The organism is Cupriavidus pauculus (genome assembly GCF_008693385.1).
Classification (GTDB): domain Bacteria; phylum Pseudomonadota; class Gammaproteobacteria; order Burkholderiales; family Burkholderiaceae; genus Cupriavidus; species Cupriavidus pauculus_D.
This window is the reverse complement of sequence record NZ_CP044067.1, coordinates 2,769,985-2,792,234: the sequence shown is the minus strand read 5'-3', so window position 1 is coordinate 2,792,234 and position 22,250 is coordinate 2,769,985. Positions and strand designations below refer to the sequence as shown.

Sequence of the window (22,250 nt, the reverse complement as noted above, 5' to 3'; positions counted from 1 at the left end):
CCGACATGCCGCGATCGCCGTATAGTCTTGGCCTGTTCGCGGGCACCGGGCCCGCATCCGCATCTGTATTCGCCAAGGAGCCAACATGAAGACCAAAGCCGCCATCGCCTGGAAAGCCGGCGCACCGCTGACCATCGAAGACGTGGAACTCGACGGCCCGCGCGCGGGCGAGGTGCTCGTGGAGGTCAAGGCCACCGGCATCTGCCATACCGACTACTACACGCTGTCCGGCGCCGATCCCGAAGGCATCTTCCCGGCCATTCTCGGCCATGAAGGGGCGGGCATCGTGACCGACGTCGGCCCCGGCGTCACGTCGCTGAAGCCGGGCGACCACGTGATTCCGCTCTACACGCCCGAATGCCGCCAGTGCAAGTTCTGCCTGTCGCGCAAGACCAATCTGTGCCAGGCGATTCGGTCGACGCAGGGCAAGGGTCTGATGCCCGACGGCACCTCGCGCTTCTCCATCGGCGGCAAGCCCATCTTCCACTACATGGGCACGTCCACCTTCGCGAACCATATCGTCGTGCCGGAAATCGCGCTGGCCAAGGTGCGTCCGGACGCGCCGTTCGACAAGATCTGCTACATCGGCTGCGGCGTGACCACGGGCGTGGGCGCGGTGCTGTTCACGGCCAAGGTGGAAGCCGGCGCCAACGTGGTGGTGTTCGGCCTCGGCGGCATCGGCCTGAACGTCATCCAGGCGGCCAAGATGGTCGGCGCCGACAAGATCATCGGCGTGGACCTGAACCCCGCGCGCGAAGCGATGGCGCGCAAGTTCGGCATGACCCATTTCATCAACCCGAGCGACGTCGAGAACGTGGTGGACCACATCGTCCAGCTGACCGATGGCGGCGCCGATTACTCGTTCGAGTGCATCGGCAACACCAAGGTCATGCGCCAGGCGCTCGAGTGCTGCCACAAGGGCTGGGGCAAGTCGATCATCATCGGCGTGGCCGAGGCCGGCGCCGAGATCTCGACGCGTCCGTTCCAGCTCGTGACGGGCCGCGAATGGAAGGGTTCGGCGTTCGGCGGCGCGCGCGGCCGCACCGACGTGCCGAAGATCGTCGACTGGTACATGGAAGGCAAGATCAATATCGACGACCTGATCACGCATACGCTGCCGCTCGAGCGCATCAACGAGGGTTTCGACCTCATGAAGCGCGGCGAGTCGATCCGTTCGGTGGTGCTCTACTAAGGCCCGCACATGGAACTGCTGTCCGAACACGGTTGCCACGGCGGCGTGCAGCGCTTCTACCGCCATCAGTCGTCGGCGATCGGACTGCCGATGCGCTTCTCGATCTTCCTGCCGCCGCAGGCGCTGGCCGCCGGCGCGGCGCCGGTGCCCGGGCTCTTCTACCTCGCGGGCCTGACCTGCACGGAAGAGACGTTCGCGATCAAGGCGGGCGCGCAGCGCTACGCGGCCGAACATGGTCTCGCGCTCGTTGCGCCGGACACGAGCCCGCGCGGCGCGAACGTGCCGGGCGAGGCCGATGCGTGGGACTTCGGCGTGGGCGCGGGCTTCTACGTCGATGCCACCGAGGCACCGTGGCGCATGCACTGGCGCATGGAGAGCTACGTGGCCGACGAATTGTTCGACCTCGTCGCCACGTCCCTCCCCGTCGATCGCAACCGCGTCGGCGTGTTCGGCCATTCGATGGGCGGACATGGCGCGCTCGTGCTCGCGCAGCGGCATCCGCGACGGTACAAGTCGGTGTCGGCGTTCGCGCCGATCGCCGCGCCGTCGCAATGCCCGTGGGGCGAAAAGGCGTTCACGGGCTACCTCGGCGACGATCGCGCGCGCTGGGCCCAGCACGATGCGAGCGCGCTCATGGCCGCGCAGGCGTCGGCGCCGTTTCCGAACGGCATCCTGATCGATCAGGGCCTCGACGACAAATTCCTCGCCGAACAGCTGCATCCGGAAGCGTTCGAGGCGGCCTGCCAGGCCGTGGGGCAGCCGCTGACGCTGCGGCGCCATGCTCGCTACGACCACGGCTACTACTTTATCTCGACCTTCATCGAGGACCATATCCGGCATCACGCGGCCCAGCTCTGAGGCGTTGCGCCATGGAATGGAGCGACATCCGGATCTTTCTGGCCATCGCGCGGGCGGGCACGCTGCAGGGTGCCGCGCGCGCGACCGGGCAGACGCAGCCGACGATGGGCCGCAGGTTGCGCGCGCTCGAGGAGGCCGTCGGCCACGCGCTGTTCCAGCGCACCGCCGACGGGCTGGTACTGACCGACGAAGGGTCCGCGATGCTTGGCCATGCCGAGCGCATGGAGCAGGAAGCGCTGGCGCTCGAGCGCACGCTCGCCGGCCATGACGACGTGCTCGAGGGCACGCTGCGCGTGTCGTCGTCCGACTGGTTCGGCGTGTATGTGCTGGCACCGGTCATCGCGGCCTTCGTGCAGGCCCACCCGCGTGTCAGCGTGGAACTGCTGACCGAGTCCCGGCTGATGGACCTGTCGCGGCGCGAGGCCGACCTCGTGTTCCGCATCCTGCCGTTCGACGCGCCCGATATCGCGCAGCGGAAACTCATGCGCATGGAGTACGGGCTATATACCGCGCGCGATGCCGCGGCGCCGACACCGGGAGATGGCACGGGCATCGGCCTCATCACGATGGACACCGCGTTCGCGGACCTGCCCGACGTGCAGTGGCTCCATGCGCGGCTGCCCAACGCGCATGTCGTGTTCCGCAGCAACAACCGCGAGGCGCAGGCGCGCCTGTGCGCGGCTGGCGTCGGCGTGGCCGTGCTGCCCTGCCTGCTGGCCGCGCGCATCGACGGCCTCCGGCGTATCGACACCGACACCGACACCGACACCGCGCCGCCGGGCCGCGACGTGTGGGTGGGCTATCACAAGGACCTCCGGCGCGTGCTGAGACTGCGCGCGCTGCTCGATGCCACGATTGCCGCGCTGGGCACGGAAACCTGACGGCGCAAACCGGGCGGTCAGTGGTTACACTGGCGGCTTCACACTACGTTTGGGTTGGGGCACGCGAATGGGTCGGCTGGAAGCAATCCGGATCTTCACGAAAGTCGCGGAGACACAAAGTTTCTCGAAGACGGCGGACCTCATGGATATCCCCCGGGGGTCGGTCAGCCGCACCATCCAGACGCTCGAGGAGCAGCTCGATGTGCGGCTGCTGAGCCGCAGCACGCGCCAGGTCAGCCTGACCGATGCGGGCAAGCTCTATTACGAGCGCTGCCAGCAGATCCTGACGGACCTTGCCGAAGTGGAAGCGCAGCTGACCCACGCGCGCACGGTCACGCAAGGTACGGTGCGCATCGATACGTCCGGCTCGATAGCAAGATCGCTCGTGATTCCCGCGCTCGAGGCGTTCTACGCCGAGTATCCCGATATCGATGTGCGGATCGGCATCGCCGACCGCAATATCGACCTGATCCAGGAAGGCGTCGATTTCGTGATCCGCGCGGGCGAGCTCGAGGAGTCGAGCCTCGTGGCCCGCCGCATCGGCGATGCGCGCATTACCACGTGCGCGTCGCCGGCCTACCTGAAGCGGCATGGGGTGCCGCGAACCATCGCCGACCTCGAGCATCACGTCGCCGTCAACTACGCCTCCCCTCGCACGGGACGCATCCTGCCATTCGAGTTTATCGACGATGGCCGCCCGGTTGCCATTGCCATGAAGGGACGGCTCGCCGTCAACGAGGGGGCCGCCTATATCGAGAGCGCGGTACGCGGGCTCGGCGTCATCCAGCCCACACGCTTCTATGTGGCCGAGGCCGTCCGCGAGGGCCGGCTCGTCGAGATCCTGCAGGATGCGAGAACGCTGACCACCCCGCTATCGATCGTCTATCCGAATCGCAACCATATCAACTCGGCCGTGCGCACGTTCATGGACTGGCTGGCGGAGACGCTGCGCGCGAACCCCGATATCGAGGGCTGAGCGGCCCCGGTCAGGCGCCGTCAGGCATCGTCGTGCACCACGACCATCTTGCCTTTCGCGTCGTTCGCTTCCATCACGCGATGCGCCTCGCGCACCTCGTCGAAGCGGAAGATACGCGATGGCTTTGCCTGGTACCGTCCCGCCGCGACGTCGGCCGCGATGGCCTGCAGCGGAACATCCGAGACCGGAAACTGCGGCGAGCCGAACACGAAGCTGCCGAAGAACGTCAGGTAGACGCCGCTCGCCATCTGCAGCAGCGGATTGAAGTCGGGAATCGGATCGAGGCCGCCCAGCCAGCCGGCAAGGCATACCTTGCCGCCGCGCCGCACGATCCTGAGCGAATCGAGTACCACGCTATTGCCGACGAGATCGAGCACGGCGTCGATCTGGCCCTTGTCGGCAAGCCGCTCCGATAGCCGCGGGCTCTCCAGCTCGCATCGCATGACGCCCAGGTTCCGCAGCTTCTCGAACTGCGTGTCGTTCACGGCGGTGGCGATCACCCTTGCGCCGGCAGCCACCGCGAGGTTCACCGCCGCGAGCCCGAGTGACGAGGTGGCGCCGCGGATCACCAGCGTCTGGCCCGCCTGGAGGTCGAGGTTGCGGAACAGGGTCGTCCATGCCGTGGCATAGGTGATGGGCAGCGCGGCCAGCTCCGCCCACGGCAGATCCGACTCGATGGCCGCGACGTTGTTGACGGACGCGAGCGTGTATTCCGCATAGCTGCCGTTGATCGTCCTGCCCAGGCCGCCCATGAAGGCGGCCACCTTCGTCCCCACCGCGAACTCGCCGCCCGGGCACGCTTCCACGATGCCCACGCATTCGATACCGCTCACGGGCGCTGCCTCGGCCCATTCCCCCCGGCGCATATGCATCTCCGCGTGATTGATGCCGAACGCCTTGATCCTGATGAGCACCGTGCCCGGCACGGCTTCGGGTTTCGGGATATCGCGGTACTGCAGGGCGTCGAGCCCGCCGAATCCATCGAGAACGATTGCTTTCATGGTGCCTCCTGAGCGACTGTGTTGGAGGCTCCATCCTAGTTGTCTCGCGTAACTTTTCAATCGTTAATTTGACGGTTACGCCGAAAACGGACGAAGAACACCGTTGCATTCCTGAGCACAATCGCGGCGCCCGTTGCGATTACATTGGCCCGCATCACAACATGCTCGATGCATCAGGGAGATCACTCATGTCGGAATCGGTTGCCATCGTGACGGGCGCCAGCTCGGGTATCGGCAGGGCGACGGCCTTGCGCCTCGCACGCGACTTTGCAAACGTGGCCATCGTCGCGCGCGCCGGCGAACAACTATCCTCCGTCGCCGCGCAGATCAGGGCGCTCGGCAGCACACCCCTCGTCGTCGACCTGGACCTCATGGAACCCACGGCGGGCGACATCGTCGTGACACGCACGCTCGAGCGCTTCGGTCGTATCGATGCCTTGCTCAATATCGCGGGAGCGGTCCCCGGCGTGGACGTGCTGCGGATGACCGACGCACAATGGCAGGCGGGCATGGAACTCAAGTTCCACGGCGCGCGGCGCCTGACCATCGCGGCGTGGCAGGCGCTGAAGATATCGCGCGGCGCGGTGGTGTTCACGTCCGGGACGGCGGCCATCACCCCGAAGCCGGCCGCCGCTGCCGTGGGCGCCATCAACGCCGCGATCGAGGCGCTTGCCAAGGCTTTCGCCGAGCGCGGTATCGAGGACGGCGTGCAGGTCAACAGCATCTCCCCCGGCGCGATCATGACCGGGCGCCGGCTCGGCATGCTGGAGAACGCAGCCGCCGCAAAGGGCGTGACCATCGAGCAGGCCAGCGCGGCGTTCCTCGCACAGGCCGGTATTGCGCGCTTCGGTGAGGCGGCCGAGATTGCCGAGGCGATGGCGTTCGCGGTGTCGCCGGCGGCCCGGTGGATGACCGGTACGGTGCTGCGTATCGACGGCGGGGAAGTGAAATCGGTGTAACGATGGACTGGCTGAGCAACCTTCTCGACATCATGCGCGTCAGGGGCCGTCTGGAGGTTCGATGCCTCTACGGCGCGCCATGGCGCGTGAACTACGCGCCCTCGTCGGCCGGGGAAATGCCGTTCCACGTGATCGTGGCCGGCACCGCCATCCTCGAGGACGGCAAGACGCGATACCCCCTCCATGCGGGAGACATCGTGATCCTGTCCCATGGCGACGCGCATTTCCTGCATGACGGAAGCGGCAGGGATCCATTGGCCGTGCGCAAGCGCGATGCCTCCCATATCGTCGTCAGCGAGAATCCTGGCGCGGGCGAACGACTCGATATGCTGTGCGGCCGCTTTATCGTGGACCCCCAGCACGAGCGGCTGGTGCGTCGCTACCTGCCTGCCGTGCTCATCGCCCGGGGTGCCGCGCCGCCCTTGCCCGCACCGACAGCGACCGCCGCGAAAGTCATGGGCCTGGTCGGCCTGATGCGAGACGAGTCGGCCGCCGACGCGCTCGGCGGCATGGCGATGCTCAACGGCCTGTCGTCCGCACTGTTTGCGCTCGCCTTGCGGCTGGCCAGCGAGTCGGAGGCGCCGCCGGCCGGCCTGCTGTCGCTGGTGGGCTATCCGAGGCTGGCGCCTGCCCTGATGGCCATGTTCGACCGTCCGTCCCATCCCTGGACCGCGCCGGCGCTGGCCGCGCGTTGCAACATGTCGCGCGCGACGCTCCTGCGGCATTTCCAGGAAAAGATCGGGCGTTCCCCGAGCGATCTGCTGACCGATATCCGCATGGCGTTGGCCGCGGACACCCTGCGCGCATCGACCGCTTCCACGGAAGCGATTGCCGAGCGCGTCGGCTATCAGTCCGTCGCGGCCTTCCGCCGCGCCTTCAAGGACCACATGGGCGCAACGCCCGCCGAATGGCGCCGCGCGGAAGCGGATCGGAGTAGCGGAGCGGAGTAGCGGAGCGGGAAGTCATTGATACTTTCGAGCATGCCGTCGATCCGCGCGAGCCTTAACCGGCTGGGGGCCGGCAACCATACTGCGTTCACCCTCAACGCAATATGGAGAACGAACATGAACGCCGTTCTGGACAAACTGAACCGATCGGTCCTGCTGAAGAGCGACCTCGACTACCACCTGCTGCGCGCGGCGATGGTGATCATCTTCGCGTGGTTCGGCTACGACAAGTGGTTCGAAGCGGTCATCACCGGACTGCTACCGCTGCTCACGCATGGCCCGATGACGTTCTGGATGATTCCCCTGCTGGGCATCAAGGGCACCAGCATCCTGCTGGGCACCGCGGAATGGACCTTCGGCACGCTGATCTTCCTGGGCTTCTGGAACAAGAAACTCGGCGCGCTGGGCGCACTCGGATCGACCTTCACGTTCATCACGACGGTCACGATCATGCCGTTCGCGCCCGATGCATGGGAGCAAGGCGCGGGCGGTTTTCCCGCCATGACGATCGTGTCGGCCTTTCTGCTGAAAGACCTCGTGCTGCTCGTGGTGTCGGTGTATCTGCTGAAGCAGGACGTGTCGCGCGTGGCGGCCTCGCACGCGGTGTCGGCGAACGGCGCGCGGGCCCGGGCCGGCTGATGCGTCTCCACACGGAACGTCAGCGCGACGTCCGCGGCCTGCCGGCGCTGGCCAGCGGCAGCGTGGCCAGCCGCTCGGTAATCACGTCGCGGATCGGCTGCGGCGCATCGAGCGTGTTCAGCAGCGCGGGCCAGTGCGCATGCGCGAGCGCCACGGCCTCTTTCACCGCGGCCGTGGCGATGCGTTTCGGAACACCGGCCTGTTCCGCGATGCGCTCGTAATCGGCGAGCGTCTCCTGCCGCTGCCGCGCGTCGATCGCCACGTTCTGTCCATAGGACGTGAAGTTCGGCAGCGCGGCCACGCACACGATGTCGTACGCGGGAGACAGCTCGGGCAAGCGGCCGTTGTGATAGATCACCGAGAAGTTCTTGAGATGCGCGTCGCTGTTGCCGATCAGCGTATTGACGGCCTGCCGCAGAAAGAACTGGCGCACGTTCTGCACGCCGCTCGGGCTCAGGCGATAGAGCACGGCCACGAGCCGGACATAGGCATCGGCATTGGCGTACTTGCGGCTAGGCATCCGGCCCAGCATCTGGCAACCGTCCTCGGCGTGGACGCGGCCACCGGGGCCGCGGTCGAAACGATCCACCGCGAGGTAATGTAGCCCGCGACCCGGCAGGCCATCGCCCAGCGACGCCGCGAGGCCGTCGACGTCGATGCTCGACATCGGCAGCACCTGGATCGGCGCGATATTGACGCCCGCCGCCGCGGCCAGCTGCATCGAGACGAACTCGTTGAACACCTGCGCATCGTCGTTCTTCGCCGGTAGCTTGGCGATGATGTCGGACACCTTGCCGTGGGTCGGCAGCGTGTACCGCTCCCCCTTGCGCACGGTGGAAAGCGCGAGCTTGTTCTGCACGCCCGAGACCGATGCCGCGCCCTCCGTCGCGCCTTCCACGACCGCGATCTCGAGATTGTCGGCGCCGCCCGTCACGCCGTAGGTGCGAACGTATTCGGGTAGCGCGCCGATATCGGCCGGCACCACCACGACCGCGCCCGGCAGGTCGTTGCCCGCGGACGCGAGCACGCCGAAATCGTCCTTGTCTTCAGGATTGGCCCGCGTGGCCTCGAGGCGCTGGCGCAGTTCGCCCTCGGGCAGCAGGCCCGCAAAGTAGGGCGGCAGCTCGGCGCCGGTGTTGTAGATCGCCGGGTGGAAGGGGTTGTCGAGGACCTCGGAGGTGGCCGCGCGGCCCGCTTCGGTCGGCACGGTGATGGACAGGCTCAGCGTGGGCCGGTCGGCATCGCCGCGGAAGGCCTCCGACGGGACGAAGCGCGTATTGCCGCCGGCTTCGCACAGGTAGCCGCAGAGCCGGTCGTAAAGCCGGACTTCGAGGAAGCGCGGATGCAGTTCGAAGCTCATTCGGCGGGCTCCCGGCCGGGGCTCAGAAACACGTCGAGCGACGAGCGGGCGGCGCGGTCGGGCCCGGCGCCCTTCCCTTCGAGCACCTGCCGGACCTCCATCAGCCGCTCCCGGGGCACCATCACCCATTCGGCATCCATGGCGGCCGCAAGCGCCTCGAAGGTCGAGGCGCGGCTGTCCTTCTTGCCGCGCAGGATCGCCGACAGATTCTGCGCGGCCATGCCTACCATGCGGCTCAGGTCCGCGATGGTGATGCCCCGCTGGCGTCGCATGGCCTGCGACTGCGAAAGTAATGACATAGCATTCTTTTCCGTGCAAAACGCTTCTATAGTATGTGCCAGCCGTCCAGCGAAGGCAAGGCGAAAAGAAATACTATCGAATACTATTCTGCCGGAAACAATGCTATCGCATTGCCTTATCGGGCCACATAGCCATCCACGACGACCTTGCCGCGCGCCGTGCGGGATTCGAGCGCAGCATGCGCCGCATTGGCATCGTCGAAGCCGAAGGTCCGCGGGTCCATCAGCACGGCCAGCTTGCCCGCTTCCGCGAGCCGCGCCGCCTCCCGCAGGATCTCGCCATGATGCGCACGGCCGCGGCCGGTCAGCAGCGGCAACAGCGTGAAGACGCCCGAGTACGTCGCGGCGCGGAACGACAGCGGCGCCAGCGCGTGCGTGCCCCAGCCCAGGCAGCTGACCACGTGGCCGCCGTAGGTCCGCGCGGCCGCGAACGACGCGTCGAGCACCGCGCCGCCCACCGTGTCGTAGACCACGTCGAAGCCTTCGCCGCCCGTGAACTGCTGCACGTAGTCGGCCACGGTACGCGCCTCGTGGTCGATGAACGTAGCGCCGAATTGCTCGATGACCGCGCGCTGCGAGGCCTTGCCCGTGGCAAACACCTGCGCCCCGGCCGCGCGCGCCAGTTGCACCGCGATATGGCCGACGCCGCCCGCGCCGCCGTGCACGAGCACCTTGTCGGCGGCTTTCACGCGCGCGCGGTCGATCAGTCCCTCCCACGCGGTAATGACGATCAGCGGCAACGCCGCGGCCTCGCGCATCGACAGGCCGGCCGGCTTGTGCGCCAGCCGCGCGGCATCCACGGCCGCGTACTCGGCCAGCGAGCCTTGCACGCCGCCGACGCCGCCCGTCATGCCGAACACCGCATCGCCGGGACGAAACTCGCTCACGCCCTCGCCCAACGCTTCGACCGTGCCGGCCAGATCCAGCCCGAGCACGGCCGGCAACGGCTGCCGCGCATGCGCGGCAGCGCCCGCGCGAATCTTGGTATCGAGCGGATTGACGCCGCTCGCCGCAATGCGCACGAGCACCTGACCCGGTCCCGCGACGGGACGCGGCAACGTGACCCGGCGCAGCGGCGCGCCGGCCTGCTCGACGACAAGCGCCTGCATGGTGATCTCTGACATGTTCGACATCCTCGATGTGGATGACACCATTGTTGGTGCCGGGAGCCGGACCGTAAATCGACGTTACTGCATGCGGGTCATGCGGAATTGTTGAGCGGGCGGGGGGAGAAGCCGCGGAGGGGCGCCGCCTGCAATGGCGTGACGCATGCACTATGCTGAAGCGGCATTCCCCGAATGCCGTTTCGTCACGACAGGAGACCGACAATGCGTACCACCACCCACATTCTCGCTTCGCTCGTGCTGCTTGGCGCGAGTGGACTGGCACTCGCCCACAACTGTCCCAACGAGATGAAGGCCATCGACGCCAAGCTGTCGACCAAGCCGGCGCTCTCGCCGGAGGACCAGGCCAAGGTGACCAAGCTGCGTGCCGAGGGCGAGGCGCAGCACAAGGCCGGCAATCACGATGCTTCGATGAAGTCCCTCGGCGAAGCGAAGAAGATTCTCGGTATCTGAGAACGCAGAGACCGCAGGAACGCTATGCCACGCGCCGCAGCGGCTGGCGCGCGGCGTCGGCGAACAGCGGCGCGGCGCGCTCGGCCGCAAGGCGGATGCGTTCCTGCAGCGCGGGGCTGCCCACTTCGTAGCCATTGAAATCCGCCGTCGACGCATACACGCCGATCGGCAGCGACAGGGCCTGCAGGAAACCGAACAGCGGACGGAACTGGTGCTCGAGCACCAGCGCATGGCGATCGCTGCCGCCGGTCGCGGCCAGCAGCACGGGCTTGTCGATCAGCGCGTTCATGCCGACCAGATCGAACAGATGCTTGAAATGGCCCGGGAACGACCCGCGATACACGGGCGCCGCGGCAATCAGCAGATCCGCCGACTCGATGGCCACCAATTGCGCCTCGATCTCCGCGGGCAACTCGTCGCGCGACAGCGCCGCGCCCAGCGGGCGCGCGATCTCGGCCAGGTCCACGACCTGCGCCTCCACGACAAGGCTTTGCGAAAGTTCGGCCAGCAGGGCCTCGACGAGCACGCGCGTGCGCGACGGTTGATAGGCGCTGCCGTTGACGGCAACGACTTTGAGCGGCTTAGCCACAGATTTCTCCGAATTCGGCATCAAGGTGATCTACCTTAACGCAGCGGGTCGGGCGGATGAACGAAGCAAAACGACTAAGGATAGAAGGCCCGGGTTGTCCACACCGGGCCGCCTGCCTCACTCCTTTTCCGCGATCTTGTGTTCCTCGATCTTCGGCGGGTTTTGCCAGCCGCCGCCCAGCGCCAGGAACAGGTTGATCTGGTCCATGGCCACCTGCGCGTCGGACGCGGCCAGCGTGGCGTCGTTGTTGGCCAGCGTGCGGTCGGCGTCGAGGGATTGCAGGTAGGGCGAGCGGCCCGCCTGCCAGAGCTGGCGGTTCTGCCCTGCGGCAGCCTCCGACTTGTCGCGCGCGGCGCGCAGGGAATCGTTGCGCTCCAGCTCCCGCGTGTACGACGACAGCGCGGTCTGCGTTTCGCGCAGGGCCTTCAGGACCACGCCGTCGAACTTGGCGAGCGAGCCGTCCGCACCGGCTTCCGCGCCATGAATGCGTGCGCGGACGCCGTTCGTCGGCAGGTTCCACGTGATGCCGGGACCCACGCTCCAGTGCGCGGTCTGCGACTGCCCCAGATGTTCGAGGATGCCCGAGAAGCCGGCCGACGCGCCGATGCTGATCGACGGATAGAGGTCGGCCGTGGCCACGCCGATGCGGGCCGTGGCATAGGCGAGTTCGCGCTCGGCCTGACGGACGTCGGGGCGGCGCTTGAGCAGCGCGGCGCCATCGCCGACGGGCAGCGGCTGACGCAGCTTCGGCACGGCGGTACAGGCGACGGCCGACGCGTCGAGCGCGGTGGGCGGCTTGCCGATCATCACGGCCAGGCGATACGCCGCGACTTCCTGCTGGTCCTTGAACCTCGGCAGTGCGGCACGCAATGCCTCGGCCTGCGCCTGCGCGCGCAGCACATCGACGGGCTGGCCGCGACCCGCGTCGGCAAGCCGGCGCGACAGCTTGACCGCATCTTCCTGCAGCGCCAGCTGATGCTCGGCGACATGCAGTTCGTGCGTGGCCGTGCAGCCCTGCACGTACGCGCGCACGGTCTCGGCCACCACGCCGACGCGGGCCTGGTCGAGCGCGGCCTGGCTGGCCTGCGCGTTGGCCAGCGCGGCCTCGTCGGCGCGCGCGAGCTTGCCGAAGAAGTCGATCAGGTACGACACCTGGAAGCCCGTATCGCCGAAATTGAACACCGGCACCTTCTCTTCATGCAGCAGCGGCTCGGCCGCCACCAGTCCGCGGGCCACATCGGCGTGGACCGAGCCCTGCACGAGGTTCTCGGATTCCACCTCGTGATAGAGCGCGATCGCGCGCCGCAGATTGGCCGCGGCCACGCGCAGGTCCGTATTGGCGACGAGCGCCTGCTTCACGAAGTCGTCGATGCGCGGGTCGTCGTAGAGACGCCACCAGTCATCGGGCACCGGCGCGAGGGCGACAGCCGGGCTATCGACATCGAATGGACCGTTGGCTGCCTTGTTGTTGACGACCGCATTCTCGGGCACCTTGTAGTCGGGCCCCACGGTCACGCATGCCGCCAGCATCGACGACAGCACCACCGAGGCCAGGACATGAACGACGGGTTTCACTTCGATACTCCAGTAACGTCAGAGGCCGCGCCTTGAGGCGACTCGGCCTTCTTCTCTTCTCCACGCACCGTGACCGTGACCGTGCGTCCCGCGATCAGGCGGATATCGTCCGGCATCGGGTCGAACACCACGCGCACCGGTACGCGCTGCGCCAGCCGCACCCAGTTGAACGTCGGGTTCACGTTGGGCAGCAGGTTCGCGCCGGTGGTGCGGTCGCGGTCCTCGATACCGGCCGCGATGCTGAGCACGCGGCCATGCAGCACGCGCGACTCGCCCATGACGCGCATATCGACCGGCGAGCCGATATGGATGCCATGAAGCTTGGTTTCCTCGAAATACCCTTCCACGTGGTACGAATTCACATCGACCATCGCCAGCACCGGCCGGCCCGTGGTGGCGTAGTCGCCAAGACGCGGCAGCTTGTCGTTGACGTAGCCATCGACGGGGCTGATCACGCGCGTGCGCTGGAGGTTCAGCCTGGCCACGTTGATCGCGGCTTCGGCCTGCGCAAGGCTGGCTTCCTGCTGCGCCACCCTGGCAAACCCTTCTTCGACGACTTCCTTCGACACCACGTCCGCCAGGGTCTGGCTACGCTTCGCTTCGCGCCGCGACTGCGCCAGCGTGGCGCGAATGGACGCGGCCGTGGCCTGCGCCTGTTGCAGCGCCAGCGCATAGCGATCGGTATCGATCTCGAACAGCACCTCGCCCTGCTTCACGCGCTGGTTGTCCTTGACGTTGACGCGCGTGATCAGCCCCGACACGTCGGGCGCCACCTGCACGATGTCCGCGCGGATATGACCGTCCCGCGTCCAGGGGGCCACCGTGTAGTAGTCCCACAGATGCTTGACGACGACCGCGCCGACCGCGACCACGGCCAACGTGAGCACAACCGGCCCGATGGAAGATATTTTTAGTTTCATGATGAGAACAGCGGCGCAAACGAGGGCGCAAAATAGACCACCCCACCCAGGATGATCACGTAGAGAGCAAGATTGAACAGGGACCTGTGCCACACGAGCCGGTAGAAGCCCACGCGCACGAACACGGCGCGCACCACCGACATGAGCGCGAACGCGACGAGCATCCATAGGAGCAGGACGGGCACGAACACACCGTAGACATTGATTTCACCGGGGGTCATGGCTTTACGGGTATGGGAGCCGGCAATACCGCCGGCGGGAACATCGACACATGCATCTCGACGAGCGCGGACAACGCGATGGGCGAGCGCACCAGCGATTGCGCGCGCGACAGGCGCGTGCAGAGCGCGGGGGGCGGCGCCTCGAGCTTGCCCTTGAGCCGCGCTTCGTAATAGCCGGCGACACTGCGCAACACGCGGCGCACCGCATGCTGCTGGCTCGGTTCGAGATTCGGCAATTCGCGCTGGAGCGCGAGCGTGCTGAGCTCCACACGCACTTCGTTGAAGCCGTCCGAGGACACCTCGCTGGCGCTGGCCGCAAGGCGCGGCACGAGCTGCGACACGCGGTCCAGCATGCGCGCGCGAAACTGCGTGTGTTGCAGCGTCTGCCTGCCCGGATCGCCGTCGTTCGCATGATCGGCGATATCGCGCCAGCTCGCGCGCACCAGCCGGCGCACCGCGGCCTGCGTCCCGAACGGGCGCACCGTCAGCGTCCATAGCAGTGCGAACAGAATGCCTGCGATACCCGCGATATTGCCGTTGAAGAACGTCGTGAAGTTGGCGCTGTACGCGCCCTGGACGCCGATGTCGGTCGCGGTCACCACGCCTAGCGCAAGGCCGATCGGCGCGAAACGCGGCTGCGCGATCAGCAGCCCGATGCCAAGGAACGGAATCGCGAAAGAGATCACGAGCAGTTCGTAGTTCTGGGCGATGGGCAGCACCGCGAACAGCAGCACCATCGCCATCACCACCGCGGCGACGTTCGCGTTGAAGAAGCTCTGAATCATCGGCGCGGGCTCATCGGCCGCCGCGAAGAAGCAGCATGCCACCGCGCCGAGCGCCACGGCGCCCGCGCCATCGGACCAGCCGCTCCAGATCCAGATCATCCCCATCAGGAAGATGCCGAGCGCGATCGTGCCCGTGGAAAACAACAGCATGCCGTGGTCGTAGTGGCGCGCGCCGCCCACTTCCCAGCGGCGGAACGCGGGCACCCAGCCGGCCATCGGTTCATAGGCGCCCTTGTCGCGGCGGCAGATCGCATTGCGCAGCGACACGCAGTCCTGCCACAGGGCGACCATCTGCTGGAGGCGATCGGTCGCGGCGGTCAGCATCGCGGCGTCCCAGTTGTCGGCGTCGCGCGGATCGACCGCGTCGGGCGCGGATGCCGGTTGCACGGCGGTCGTATCGGCGGGGATGGCCGCTGCCTGATCGGCCGCCACGGCGGCCCGCCTGCCCGCGGACAGGTCACCGGACCGGTCGCCGGACAGGTCGCCAGACAGGTCACCGATCGTCGGTGCCGGCGCGGGCGCACCGGCCTGAATCCAGTCCGACACCGCGCGCATGCGCGCGGCCAGCGCTTCCGGCACGCCGCGATGCGCCTGCATCGACTCGACGATCGCGGCCAGCGACGACAGCACGGGCAGCAGCATCGTCATGCGGCCGCGCAGTTCGCGCGCCGCGCGCACGCGGCCGGCCGAGTCGGTGTCATAGGACAGCTGGCTGATCAACTGGTCGAGCGCAAGGATGTCGGCGGCAAGCTTGTGCCGGCTCTTGTGGCGCGTGGCGCGTGCCTGCGGGTTAGCGGAGAGCATATCGGTCGCCCACACCGCGGCATCGGTCATCCACTGCCGCGTGCGATCGCCGAGCACGGCCGTCACGCTGGTCGGGAACAGCACCGCGCCGACGACGCTCGCGCAGACGATACCGATGCAGATTTCCTCGGAACGCGCGATGGCCACGTCGAAGATACCGGACGGATTGTCGACGGTCGGCAGCGCGATAAGCGCCAGCGTATAGGCCGCGAGCATGAAGACATAGCTGCGCGGCGTGCGATCCATGAGCGCGAGATACAGCAACGCGCCCGCCCACAGCGATACCACCGCCATCAGCAGCGGCGGCGCATTGACGAGCATCGGCACGAACGCTACCGCCGCGGCCGCGCCGATCAGCGTGCCGAGCACGCGGTACAGCGCCTTCGAACGCGTGGCGCCGGTCAGCGGATGCGCGACGACGTAGACGGTCGCCATCGCCCAGTACGGACGCGGCAATCCCATATAGAGCGCAATCCAGAGCGCGAGCATCGAGGCGATGAACGCCTTGACGGAGAACAGCCAGTCGCGCGCGGAAGGCCAGTTCGGCATGACGCTCAGGCCTCCGCCTTGCCCGTGCCGCCGGCCGCCGCCGCTGCGCGTGCAAGGGCCTCGAGCACGCGCAGCGTCGCGGCCATGTCTTCGGCGCTGATGTCCGCGAAGACCTCGGCGCGCAGGTTGCGCAGGGCTTCCTCGATCTCGATGGCGGCGGCGTCGCCCGCTTCCGTGAGCGAGAGGCTGTTGGCACGGCGATCGTGCGGATCGACCTCGCGCCTGGCCAGCCCCGCCGCGCAGAGCTGATCCACGAGCCGCACGAGGGTGGCCCCCTCGACGCCCACGTAGTCGGCCAGCGTCACCTGCCGGACGCCACCGCCGAGGCGGCGAATAAACAGGAGCGGCGCGGCCGCGGCCGCCGACACGCTGTGATGGGCCAGCGCGTGGTGGCTGATCTGTCGCCATTGTCGGCCGGCCAGCATGAGCTGTCCGGTGAAGGCGAAGCGAAGGGCGTCTATCTGTTTCATGGGCAGAATGATAGGCGCAACATTATTAGAATGCAAACTATTTCATATGGAATAGTTTGAATGCATATAGATCGATGGTTCGCCTGACGATGCATTTTGGGCGCACAAACGCCTGTCCGCGAAACACAGATGCCGAAAAAAAGGGCGGCTACAGTGGCCGCCCTTTCAGGTTAGTCAAATCGCGGGAACTACGTCCGCAAGCTGCGCAGCATGTCCTCGACCATCGCATCCAGACTGAATTCCGGCTGCCAGCCCCAGTCCGCGCGCGCCGCGCTGTCGTCGATCGAGTCGGGCCAGCCCGAGGCGATCGCCTGCCGGTAATCGGGCGCGTAGCGGATCTCGAAGCCCGGCTCGCGCGCCTGGATGGCGGCCGCGATCTCGGCGGGCGTGAAGCTCATGCCAGCGAGGTTGTAGCTGCCGCGCTCGCGCACGGCCTCGCGCGGCGCCTCCATGAGTTCCAGCGTGGCACGGATGGCGTCGGGCATATACATCATCGGCAGGCGCGCATCGGGCTCCAGGAAGCACGTGTACGGCTCGCCCTTGACCGCCGAATGGAAGATATCGACGGCGTAGTCCGTGGTACCGCCGCCGGGTGGCGTCTTGTGGGAGATCAGGCCCGGGTAGCGCACGCTGCGGACATCGACGCCGTGGTTCTCGAAATACCAGCGGCACCACCCTTCCCCGGCCAGCTTGGAGATGCCGTACACGGTCGTCGGCTCCATCACGGTCTTCTGCGGCGTGTCGACCGCGGGCGTGGTTGGGCCGAACGCGGCGATGGAACTGGGCCAGAACACGCGCTCGATGCCATGCTGGCGCGCCAGCTCCAGCACGTTCAGCAGCCCGTTCATATTGAGGTTCCACGCCCACTGCGGCGCCTTCTCCCCCGTGGCCGACAGCGCCGCCGCGAGCAGGTAGATCTGCGTGATGCCGTGGCGCTCGACCACCGTGAGCAGCTCGCCCCGGTCGGTCACGTTGAGCATCTCGTGCGTCAGATGGAGATGGCGGCCCGTGGGCACCACGTCCGAGGTAATCACGTTCTCACGGCCATGGCGTTCCGCCAGCGCGGTCGCCAGTTCGGAACCGAGCTGCCCGTTCGCGCCGATGATCAGGATCCTGGGTGGAACATTCGGCATCAGATCAGCTCCAGCTCGCGTCCGGCTTGCGCAAACGCGTCGAGCGCGCGCTGCAGCGTGGCCTCGTCATGGCTGGCGCTCATCTGCACGCGAATGCGCGCCTGGCCCCGCGGCACCACCGGGAAGAAGAAGCCGACCACGTACACGCCCAGTTCCAGCAGCCGCTGGGCCAGCGCCTGCGCGCGTTCCGCGTCGTACACCATGATCGGGATGATCGGATGGTCGCCAGGCTTGATATCGAACCCGAGCTTGCCGAGGCCCGCGCGGAAGAACGCGGTATTGCGTTCGAGCCGGTCGCGCAGCTCGGTGCTCGCTTCCAGGATGTCGAGCACCTTCAGGCTGCCGCCCACGATCGCCGGCGCCACGGTATTGGAGAACAGATAGGGCCGCGAACGCTGCCGCAGCAACTCCACGACTTCCCGCCGGCCGCTGGTGAAGCCGCCCGACGCGCCGCCCAGCGCCTTGCCCAGCGTGCCCGTGATGATGTCGATCTTGCCAAAGACGCCGCGCGCCTCGTGCGTGCCGCGCCCGCGTGCGCCCATGAAGCCGCTGGCATGGCATTCGTCGATGCCGAGCAGCGCGCCATACTCGTCGCAGATCGCGCGGATCTCGTCGAGCCGTGCCACCGTGCCGTCCATCGAGAACACGCCGTCCGTGAACACGAGCTTGTGCCGCGCGCCGTCGGCCGCCGCCTGCGCGAGTTGCGTGCGCAGGTCGTCGAGGTCGTTATGGTCGTAGCGATAGCGGCGCGCCTTCGACAGCCGGATGCCGTCGATGATCGACGCATGGTTCAGCGCGTCGCTGATAACGGCGTCTTCCGCGCCGAGCAGGGTCTCGAACAGCCCGCCATTGGCATCGAACGCCGAACCGTAAAGGATCGTGTCTTCGGTGCCCAGAAAGCGCGCAAGCCGCGCCTCCAGTTCCTTGTGCACATCCTGCGTGCCGCAGATAAAGCGCACCGAACTCATCCCGTACCCATGCGTGCGCAGTGCTTCGTGTGCCGCTTCCAGCACGCGCGGGTCGGACGACAGGCCCAGATAGTTGTTCGCGCACAGGTTGATGACCTCGCGCTGGTCGGCGGTGCGCACGACGGCGCCCTGCGGCGTGGCGATGATGCGCTCGGACTTGTAGAGTCCCGCCTCGCGGATGGCGTCCAGTTCCGCGCGGACGGACGCGTAGAAAGCCTCTGCACTCGACATGCGCTGACTCCCGGTGGTAGTGTCTGGGTCACTCGATCGATAAATCGAACGAGTTTCATATAACGAACAATTCGTGCACTATACAGAACGAAAAGTGGCCGCGCAACCTCCCCAGCTTCCCCCCTCCGCCTCATCCGACGGCCCGCCGGCAGTCGGCACCGCGCTGCAGTCGCTACGCCAGAGCCAGCAGTTGTCGCTGGACGAGCTGTCGCGCCGCGCCGGTGTCTCCAAGTCTATGCTGTCGCAGATCGAACGGAACCTCGCCAACCCGACCGTGGCTGTGTTGTGGCGGCTGGCCAATGCGCTGGGCGTGAGCCTCACGGATTTTCTGGAGAACGGCGGCGCGGAACGCCCCGCACCGGCGATCGCCGTGGTGCAGCAGCATGCGATTCCGGCGCTCAAGAGCCCGGACACCCGCTGCGAATTGCGGATTCTCGGCCCGATCGAGCTGGCCGGACGTTTCGAATGGTATGAACTGACGATCCAGCCCGGAGGCGTGCTGGCATCGGACCCGCATGAGGCGGGCACGCAGGAGCACCTGTCGGTGCTGTCGGGCGCGATGACGGTGCGCGCCGGCGACGACGAGAAGAAGCTGCGGCATGGGGAAACGGCGCGCTACGGCGCCGACCTGCCCCATGCGATTTCGAACCCGGGCAAGACCGTGGCGACGGCCATGCTCGTGGTCATGCATCCCGCCTGAGTCGCTACATTTCGTCGATGGCCGTGGATACGGCCGGCTTGCCCGCGCTCTGCTCGAGCGAGAACCGGTCGCGCGTCGTCACGTAGAAGCTCGCGCCGAACCGTCCGACCGGGAAATAGTCCTGCAGCCGCACGCGCCACGTCTCGGTATCGATCAGCCCTTCGCGCGCATGCAGCCGCAGCACGCGGCCGATGAAGATCTGGCGGCTTTCGGTCGCCAGCGTTTCCCATAGCCGGCATTCGAATGCCACCGGTGCCTCGGCGATACGCGGGGGCGCCACCGCCGTGCTCGGCGCGGCCGTCAGGCCCACGTGCGCCAGCTCGCTCACGTGCGGGGGCAGGCGTTCGCCGCAGCGATGCATCTTTTCCGCCATCGGCTCGTCGCTCAGGTGCACGACGAACTCGCCCGTGCGCTCGATATTGGCGGCCGTATCCTTCTGCGCGCCATCGCCGAGCCGGTTGACGCTGATCATCACGATCGGCGGTTCCTCGCCCAGCATGTTGAACATCGAGAACGGCGCCGCGTTGGCGGTGCCGTCGGGGCCGAGCGTCGTCACGAGCGCGATCGGCCGCGGCACGATCAGGCTCGCCATGAGCTTGTAGCGCTGGTATTCGGTAATGGCTTCGAAATCGACTTCCATATCAGCCTCCGAGTCCGAGCATCTGCGCGAGCGATTTCTCGCCCTGCATGCGCGACGTCTCGATGCGCTGCTCGAGGTCGTTCAGGTGCGCCTCCATGAGCGCCACCGCGCCGGCCGCGTCGCGCGCCTCGATGCATGCCACGATCGCCGCATGCTCGTCATGCTCGCACGGCGCGTGTCCCGGCGGCTCGTACAGGCCCACGATGAGCGAGCAGCGCGAGACCAGTTCGGTCAGGTAGCGCTGCAACACGGGATTGCGCGCGAGCGCGGCAATGCGCAGATGAAAACCGCTGGCCAGCCGCGCCCACGACGGCTGGTCGAAGCGATGCATCGCATCGTGTTCCTCGTCCAGCTGCCGGCGCAGGTCGCGCAGGTCGGCGGCCGTCACGCGCTGGACCGCCAGTTCCACGAGCACGCGCTCCAGCGCGCGGCGCGCCTCGAAGATCTGGCTCGTTTCCTCGGGCGTCGGCTCGGCGATGACCGCGCCGCGGTTCGGACGCAACGCGACGATGCCGTCGTGCGCAAGCTTCTCCAGCACGCGCCGCACCACCGCGCGGCCCACGCCGAACAGCTGGCACAGTTCGGGTTCGGGCAGCTTGGTGCCCGGCGTCAGGCGATGGTTGAGCACGCCGTCGAACACGGCGCGATAGATGCGGGCGTCGACGCTGCCCTCGTCGTTGCTCTCGCCGCCATCGCCCACGTCCTCATCGGACGGGTCCGGCTTGCTGGCGGACTTGTTGGCAGGCTTGACGGCGGGACCCAGCGAGGCTTTGGCAGGCATGGAAGGCATCGGGAAAATATTCGCCATGATATTAGCGTGAAGCCGCGAGCGCAGTCTGCGCGCGGGCCAGCGGATACTGCTGGTCCATGACGTCGCAGATCGCGCCCGGCGTGGTGAACCACACCTCCCCCTGCGCGCGGCGGGCGGCGATATGCGCGAGCGCGCGGCGCAGGTGCCGCAGCCGATAGGGCTGCCCCACCAGATAGGGATGCAGCGCGATGCCCATCACGAGCGGCTGCGGATGCTGCGGATGATTCGCCTGCATCAGCATCTCGTCGAACTGGTCGATGATCATGTCGGCGAACGCGGCCGCGTCCATTTGCCGCGCGATGATCATCGGAATGTCGTTGAGCTCCTGCGGATACGGAATCGACCACAGCGGGCCGCCACGCGTCTCCATCCGGATGGGCCGGTCGTCGTGGGCCCAGTTCAGCGTATAGCGATAGCCGGTCTCGGCGAGCAGGTCGGGCGTCTGCAGCGTCTCCGAGATCCACGGCGACAGCCAGCCCGCCGGCGCCACGCCCGCCTGCGCGCGGATGCGCGCGCGGCAATGCTCGAGCAGCGCGCGCTCGCCCGCCTCGTCGAACTCGCTCTGGCGGTGCGCGTTCGTGTGGCCATGGCCGATCAGCTCGTCCCCGCGCGCGACGCAGGCATCGATGACCTCGGGGCAATGGTCGTAGAGCGCGGTGTTGAGCAGCACGCCGGCGGGCATCTCCAGCTGGTCGAACAACTCCAGGCACCGCCATACCCCGACGCGGTTGCCGTATTCGCGCCAGCTGTAGTTGAGCACGTCCGGCTGCGGCGAGACGGGCCCGAGATTGGCGCCGAGGCCCTCGCCGAACGCGAAGTGCTCGATGTTGAAGCCGAGGTACACGGCGAGGTTCGCGCCGTTGGGCCAGCGAAAGCGGTCCACGTCGGTGATGGGCCGGTACGGAAAACGGCCGTGCGTGCGGAGCGGGCCAAACGAGGGGCCGAAAGTCGGACTGGAGGGATGCGTCATGGACGGATTGCCTTGTTTATCTGGGGAATGTCGCATTCGGAGGCATGGGCCGCCCCGTTCTGGCTCATCGCGCACCAGCAACGTGCGCGCAATCGGGGCAAATCTTCGTATGCAACAGATCGTACGGATCGTTCGCAAAAACCAAGCCAGATCGTCTACACGTTGATGCTGTTGGTGTTTGCGGCTTATGCACGG

The 22,250-nt window shown here is 67.2% G+C and carries 24 protein-coding genes; 9 read left to right on the top strand and 15 right to left on the bottom strand.

Annotated features, from left to right (window positions below; genetic code table 11):
• Positions 1 to 85 precede the first annotated feature (85 nt).
• The 4 genes from FOB72_RS30745 (at position 86) to FOB72_RS30730 (ending at position 3,907) form a co-directional block, all read left to right on the top strand.
• Positions 86 to 1,192: an S-(hydroxymethyl)glutathione dehydrogenase/class III alcohol dehydrogenase gene (locus FOB72_RS30745; RefSeq protein WP_150376997.1), complete on the top strand. Its 1,107-nt coding sequence runs from the start codon at positions 86 to 88 to the stop codon at positions 1,190 to 1,192.
• A gap of 9 nt (positions 1,193 to 1,201) precedes the next feature.
• Positions 1,202 to 2,050: an S-formylglutathione hydrolase gene (gene fghA / locus FOB72_RS30740; RefSeq protein ID WP_150376996.1), complete on the top strand. Its 849-nt coding sequence runs from the start codon at positions 1,202 to 1,204 to the stop codon at positions 2,048 to 2,050.
• An 11-nt stretch (positions 2,051 to 2,061) separates the two neighbouring features.
• Positions 2,062 to 2,931, top strand: a complete 870-nt coding sequence (locus FOB72_RS30735) for a LysR family transcriptional regulator (protein ID WP_150376995.1) — start codon at positions 2,062 to 2,064, stop codon at positions 2,929 to 2,931.
• A 67-nt stretch (positions 2,932 to 2,998) separates the two neighbouring features.
• Positions 2,999 to 3,907, top strand: a complete 909-nt coding sequence (locus FOB72_RS30730) for a LysR family transcriptional regulator (protein WP_150376994.1) — start codon at positions 2,999 to 3,001, stop codon at positions 3,905 to 3,907.
• Between the two features lie 20 nt (positions 3,908 to 3,927).
• On the opposite strand, the gene FOB72_RS30725 is transcribed toward FOB72_RS30730, so the two are convergent.
• Positions 3,928 to 4,908, bottom strand: a complete 981-nt coding sequence (locus FOB72_RS30725; protein ID WP_150376993.1) for a zinc-binding dehydrogenase — start codon at positions 4,906 to 4,908, stop codon at positions 3,928 to 3,930.
• A gap of 188 nt (positions 4,909 to 5,096) precedes the next feature.
• Between FOB72_RS30725 and FOB72_RS30720 the strand changes: the two genes are divergently transcribed.
• From FOB72_RS30720 to FOB72_RS30710, 3 genes are all read left to right on the top strand, one after another.
• Positions 5,097 to 5,867: an SDR family oxidoreductase gene (locus tag FOB72_RS30720; RefSeq protein WP_150376992.1), complete on the top strand. Its 771-nt coding sequence runs from the start codon at positions 5,097 to 5,099 to the stop codon at positions 5,865 to 5,867.
• A 2-nt stretch (positions 5,868 to 5,869) separates the two neighbouring features.
• The gene (locus FOB72_RS30715; RefSeq protein WP_150376991.1) at positions 5,870 to 6,817 is read left to right on the top strand and encodes a cupin domain-containing protein; all 948 of its coding nucleotides are present in this window, start codon (positions 5,870 to 5,872) and stop codon (positions 6,815 to 6,817) included.
• Positions 6,818 to 6,931: 114 nt separating this feature from the next.
• Positions 6,932 to 7,453 (top strand): DUF417 family protein, encoded by a 522-nt coding sequence (locus tag FOB72_RS30710; protein WP_150376990.1) that lies wholly within the window; start codon positions 6,932 to 6,934, stop codon positions 7,451 to 7,453.
• 19 nt (positions 7,454 to 7,472) lie between these two features.
• Here the strand turns inward: FOB72_RS30710 and FOB72_RS30705 are convergent, their stop codons facing one another.
• The 3 genes from FOB72_RS30705 to FOB72_RS30695 all read right to left on the bottom strand — a co-directional run bounded on the left by FOB72_RS30705 (position 7,473) and on the right by FOB72_RS30695 (position 10,245).
• On the bottom strand, positions 7,473 to 8,813 hold the full coding sequence (locus tag FOB72_RS30705) for a type II toxin-antitoxin system HipA family toxin (protein ID WP_150376989.1): 1,341 nt from the start codon (positions 8,811 to 8,813) through the stop codon (positions 7,473 to 7,475).
• A complete protein-coding gene (locus tag FOB72_RS30700; protein ID WP_223851654.1) occupies positions 8,810 to 9,112 on the bottom strand; it encodes a helix-turn-helix domain-containing protein in 303 nt (100 codons plus the stop codon). The genes FOB72_RS30705 and FOB72_RS30700 overlap by 4 nt, the downstream gene beginning before the upstream one ends.
• A 116-nt stretch (positions 9,113 to 9,228) precedes the next feature.
• On the bottom strand, positions 9,229 to 10,245 hold the full coding sequence (locus tag FOB72_RS30695) for a zinc-dependent alcohol dehydrogenase family protein (RefSeq protein WP_223851653.1): 1,017 nt from the start codon (positions 10,243 to 10,245) through the stop codon (positions 9,229 to 9,231).
• A gap of 195 nt (positions 10,246 to 10,440) precedes the next feature.
• On the opposite strand from FOB72_RS30695, the gene FOB72_RS30690 reads away from it, so the two are divergent.
• Positions 10,441 to 10,689, top strand: a complete 249-nt coding sequence (locus FOB72_RS30690) for a hypothetical protein (RefSeq protein ID WP_150376987.1) — start codon at positions 10,441 to 10,443, stop codon at positions 10,687 to 10,689.
• Between the two features lie 22 nt (positions 10,690 to 10,711).
• On the opposite strand, the gene msuE is transcribed toward FOB72_RS30690, so the two are convergent.
• From msuE to kbl, 8 genes are all read right to left on the bottom strand, one after another.
• Positions 10,712 to 11,278 carry an FMN reductase gene (gene msuE, locus FOB72_RS30685; protein WP_150376986.1) on the bottom strand — a complete coding sequence of 189 codons (567 nt, stop codon included), beginning with the start codon at positions 11,276 to 11,278 and terminating at the stop codon, positions 10,712 to 10,714.
• A gap of 117 nt (positions 11,279 to 11,395) precedes the next feature.
• Positions 11,396 to 12,808 (bottom strand): efflux transporter outer membrane subunit, encoded by a 1,413-nt coding sequence (locus FOB72_RS30680; protein WP_150377600.1) that lies wholly within the window; start codon positions 12,806 to 12,808, stop codon positions 11,396 to 11,398.
• A gap of 41 nt (positions 12,809 to 12,849) precedes the next feature.
• Positions 12,850 to 13,773, bottom strand: coding sequence for an HlyD family secretion protein (locus tag FOB72_RS30675; RefSeq protein ID WP_191002314.1), 924 nt, complete (start codon positions 13,771 to 13,773; stop codon positions 12,850 to 12,852).
• Positions 13,770 to 13,994 carry a DUF1656 domain-containing protein gene (locus tag FOB72_RS30670; protein ID WP_150376985.1) on the bottom strand — a complete coding sequence of 75 codons (225 nt, stop codon included), beginning with the start codon at positions 13,992 to 13,994 and terminating at the stop codon, positions 13,770 to 13,772. The genes FOB72_RS30675 and FOB72_RS30670 overlap by 4 nt, the downstream gene beginning before the upstream one ends.
• Positions 13,991 to 16,132 (bottom strand): FUSC family protein, encoded by a 2,142-nt coding sequence (locus FOB72_RS30665; protein ID WP_150376984.1) that lies wholly within the window; start codon positions 16,130 to 16,132, stop codon positions 13,991 to 13,993. Before FOB72_RS30665 ends, FOB72_RS30670 begins: the two co-directional genes overlap by 4 nt.
• A 5-nt stretch (positions 16,133 to 16,137) precedes the next feature.
• A complete protein-coding gene (locus tag FOB72_RS30660) occupies positions 16,138 to 16,602 on the bottom strand; it encodes a MarR family winged helix-turn-helix transcriptional regulator (RefSeq protein WP_150376983.1) in 465 nt (154 codons plus the stop codon).
• A 188-nt stretch (positions 16,603 to 16,790) separates the two neighbouring features.
• Positions 16,791 to 17,735, bottom strand: coding sequence for an NAD-dependent epimerase/dehydratase family protein (locus tag FOB72_RS30655; RefSeq protein WP_150376982.1), 945 nt, complete (start codon positions 17,733 to 17,735; stop codon positions 16,791 to 16,793).
• A complete protein-coding gene (gene kbl, locus FOB72_RS30650; RefSeq protein WP_150376981.1) occupies positions 17,735 to 18,934 on the bottom strand; it encodes a glycine C-acetyltransferase in 1,200 nt (399 codons plus the stop codon). Before kbl ends, FOB72_RS30655 begins: the two co-directional genes overlap by 1 nt.
• A gap of 94 nt (positions 18,935 to 19,028) precedes the next feature.
• Between kbl and FOB72_RS30645 the strand changes: the two genes are divergently transcribed.
• A complete protein-coding gene (locus FOB72_RS30645; RefSeq protein WP_150377596.1) occupies positions 19,029 to 19,634 on the top strand; it encodes a helix-turn-helix domain-containing protein in 606 nt (201 codons plus the stop codon).
• 4 nt (positions 19,635 to 19,638) lie between these two features.
• On the opposite strand, the gene FOB72_RS30640 is transcribed toward FOB72_RS30645, so the two are convergent.
• Genes FOB72_RS30640 through FOB72_RS30630 form a run of 3 tightly spaced genes read right to left on the bottom strand, consistent with a single transcriptional unit; the run spans position 19,639 to position 22,055 of the window.
• Positions 19,639 to 20,274, bottom strand: coding sequence for a flavin reductase family protein (locus tag FOB72_RS30640; RefSeq protein ID WP_150376980.1), 636 nt, complete (start codon positions 20,272 to 20,274; stop codon positions 19,639 to 19,641).
• Between the two features lies 1 nt (position 20,275).
• A complete protein-coding gene (locus FOB72_RS30635) occupies positions 20,276 to 21,055 on the bottom strand; it encodes a GntR family transcriptional regulator (protein ID WP_223851652.1) in 780 nt (259 codons plus the stop codon).
• 31 nt (positions 21,056 to 21,086) lie between these two features.
• Complete coding sequence (locus FOB72_RS30630; RefSeq protein ID WP_150376979.1) at positions 21,087 to 22,055, bottom strand: polysaccharide deacetylase family protein; 969 nt, start codon at positions 22,053 to 22,055, stop codon at positions 21,087 to 21,089.
• Between the last annotated feature and the right edge of the window lie 195 nt (positions 22,056 to 22,250).

Excerpts from the sequence above, each read along its gene's own strand:
- FOB72_RS30695 (WP_223851653.1), bottom strand. The coding sequence starts at position 10,245 with ATGTCGAACATGTCAGAGATCACCATGCAGGCGCTTGTCGTCGAGCAG.
- FOB72_RS30710 (WP_150376990.1), top strand. The coding sequence starts at position 6,932 with ATGAACGCCGTTCTGGACAAACTGAACCGATCGGTCCTGCTGAAGAGC.
- FOB72_RS30715 (WP_150376991.1), top strand. The coding sequence starts at position 5,870 with ATGGACTGGCTGAGCAACCTTCTCGACATCATGCGCGTCAGGGGCCGT.
- kbl (WP_150376981.1), bottom strand. The coding sequence starts at position 18,934 with ATGTCGAGTGCAGAGGCTTTCTACGCGTCCGTCCGCGCGGAACTGGAC.
- FOB72_RS30675 (WP_191002314.1), bottom strand. The coding sequence starts at position 13,773 with ATGAAACTAAAAATATCTTCCATCGGGCCGGTTGTGCTCACGTTGGCC.
- FOB72_RS30635 (WP_223851652.1), bottom strand. The coding sequence starts at position 21,055 with ATGCCTGCCAAAGCCTCGCTGGGTCCCGCCGTCAAGCCTGCCAACAAG.
- FOB72_RS30700 (WP_223851654.1), bottom strand. The coding sequence starts at position 9,112 with ATGTCATTACTTTCGCAGTCGCAGGCCATGCGACGCCAGCGGGGCATC.
- fghA (WP_150376996.1), top strand. The coding sequence starts at position 1,202 with ATGGAACTGCTGTCCGAACACGGTTGCCACGGCGGCGTGCAGCGCTTC.
- FOB72_RS30640 (WP_150376980.1), bottom strand. The coding sequence starts at position 20,274 with ATGGAAGTCGATTTCGAAGCCATTACCGAATACCAGCGCTACAAGCTC.
- FOB72_RS30670 (WP_150376985.1), bottom strand. The coding sequence starts at position 13,994 with ATGACCCCCGGTGAAATCAATGTCTACGGTGTGTTCGTGCCCGTCCTG.
- FOB72_RS30655 (WP_150376982.1), bottom strand. The coding sequence starts at position 17,735 with ATGCCGAATGTTCCACCCAGGATCCTGATCATCGGCGCGAACGGGCAG.
- FOB72_RS30660 (WP_150376983.1), bottom strand. The coding sequence starts at position 16,602 with ATGAAACAGATAGACGCCCTTCGCTTCGCCTTCACCGGACAGCTCATG.
- FOB72_RS30705 (WP_150376989.1), bottom strand. The coding sequence starts at position 8,813 with ATGAGCTTCGAACTGCATCCGCGCTTCCTCGAAGTCCGGCTTTACGAC.
- FOB72_RS30680 (WP_150377600.1), bottom strand. The coding sequence starts at position 12,808 with ATGCTGGCGGCATGCGTGACCGTGGGGCCCGACTACAAGGTGCCCGAG.
- FOB72_RS30725 (WP_150376993.1), bottom strand. The coding sequence starts at position 4,908 with ATGAAAGCAATCGTTCTCGATGGATTCGGCGGGCTCGACGCCCTGCAG.
- FOB72_RS30745 (WP_150376997.1), top strand. The coding sequence starts at position 86 with ATGAAGACCAAAGCCGCCATCGCCTGGAAAGCCGGCGCACCGCTGACC.
- FOB72_RS30720 (WP_150376992.1), top strand. The coding sequence starts at position 5,097 with ATGTCGGAATCGGTTGCCATCGTGACGGGCGCCAGCTCGGGTATCGGC.
- FOB72_RS30630 (WP_150376979.1), bottom strand. The coding sequence starts at position 22,055 with ATGACGCATCCCTCCAGTCCGACTTTCGGCCCCTCGTTTGGCCCGCTC.
- FOB72_RS30730 (WP_150376994.1), top strand. The coding sequence starts at position 2,999 with ATGGGTCGGCTGGAAGCAATCCGGATCTTCACGAAAGTCGCGGAGACA.
- FOB72_RS30665 (WP_150376984.1), bottom strand. The coding sequence starts at position 16,132 with ATGCCGAACTGGCCTTCCGCGCGCGACTGGCTGTTCTCCGTCAAGGCG.
- FOB72_RS30690 (WP_150376987.1), top strand. The coding sequence starts at position 10,441 with ATGCGTACCACCACCCACATTCTCGCTTCGCTCGTGCTGCTTGGCGCG.
- FOB72_RS30735 (WP_150376995.1), top strand. The coding sequence starts at position 2,062 with ATGGAATGGAGCGACATCCGGATCTTTCTGGCCATCGCGCGGGCGGGC.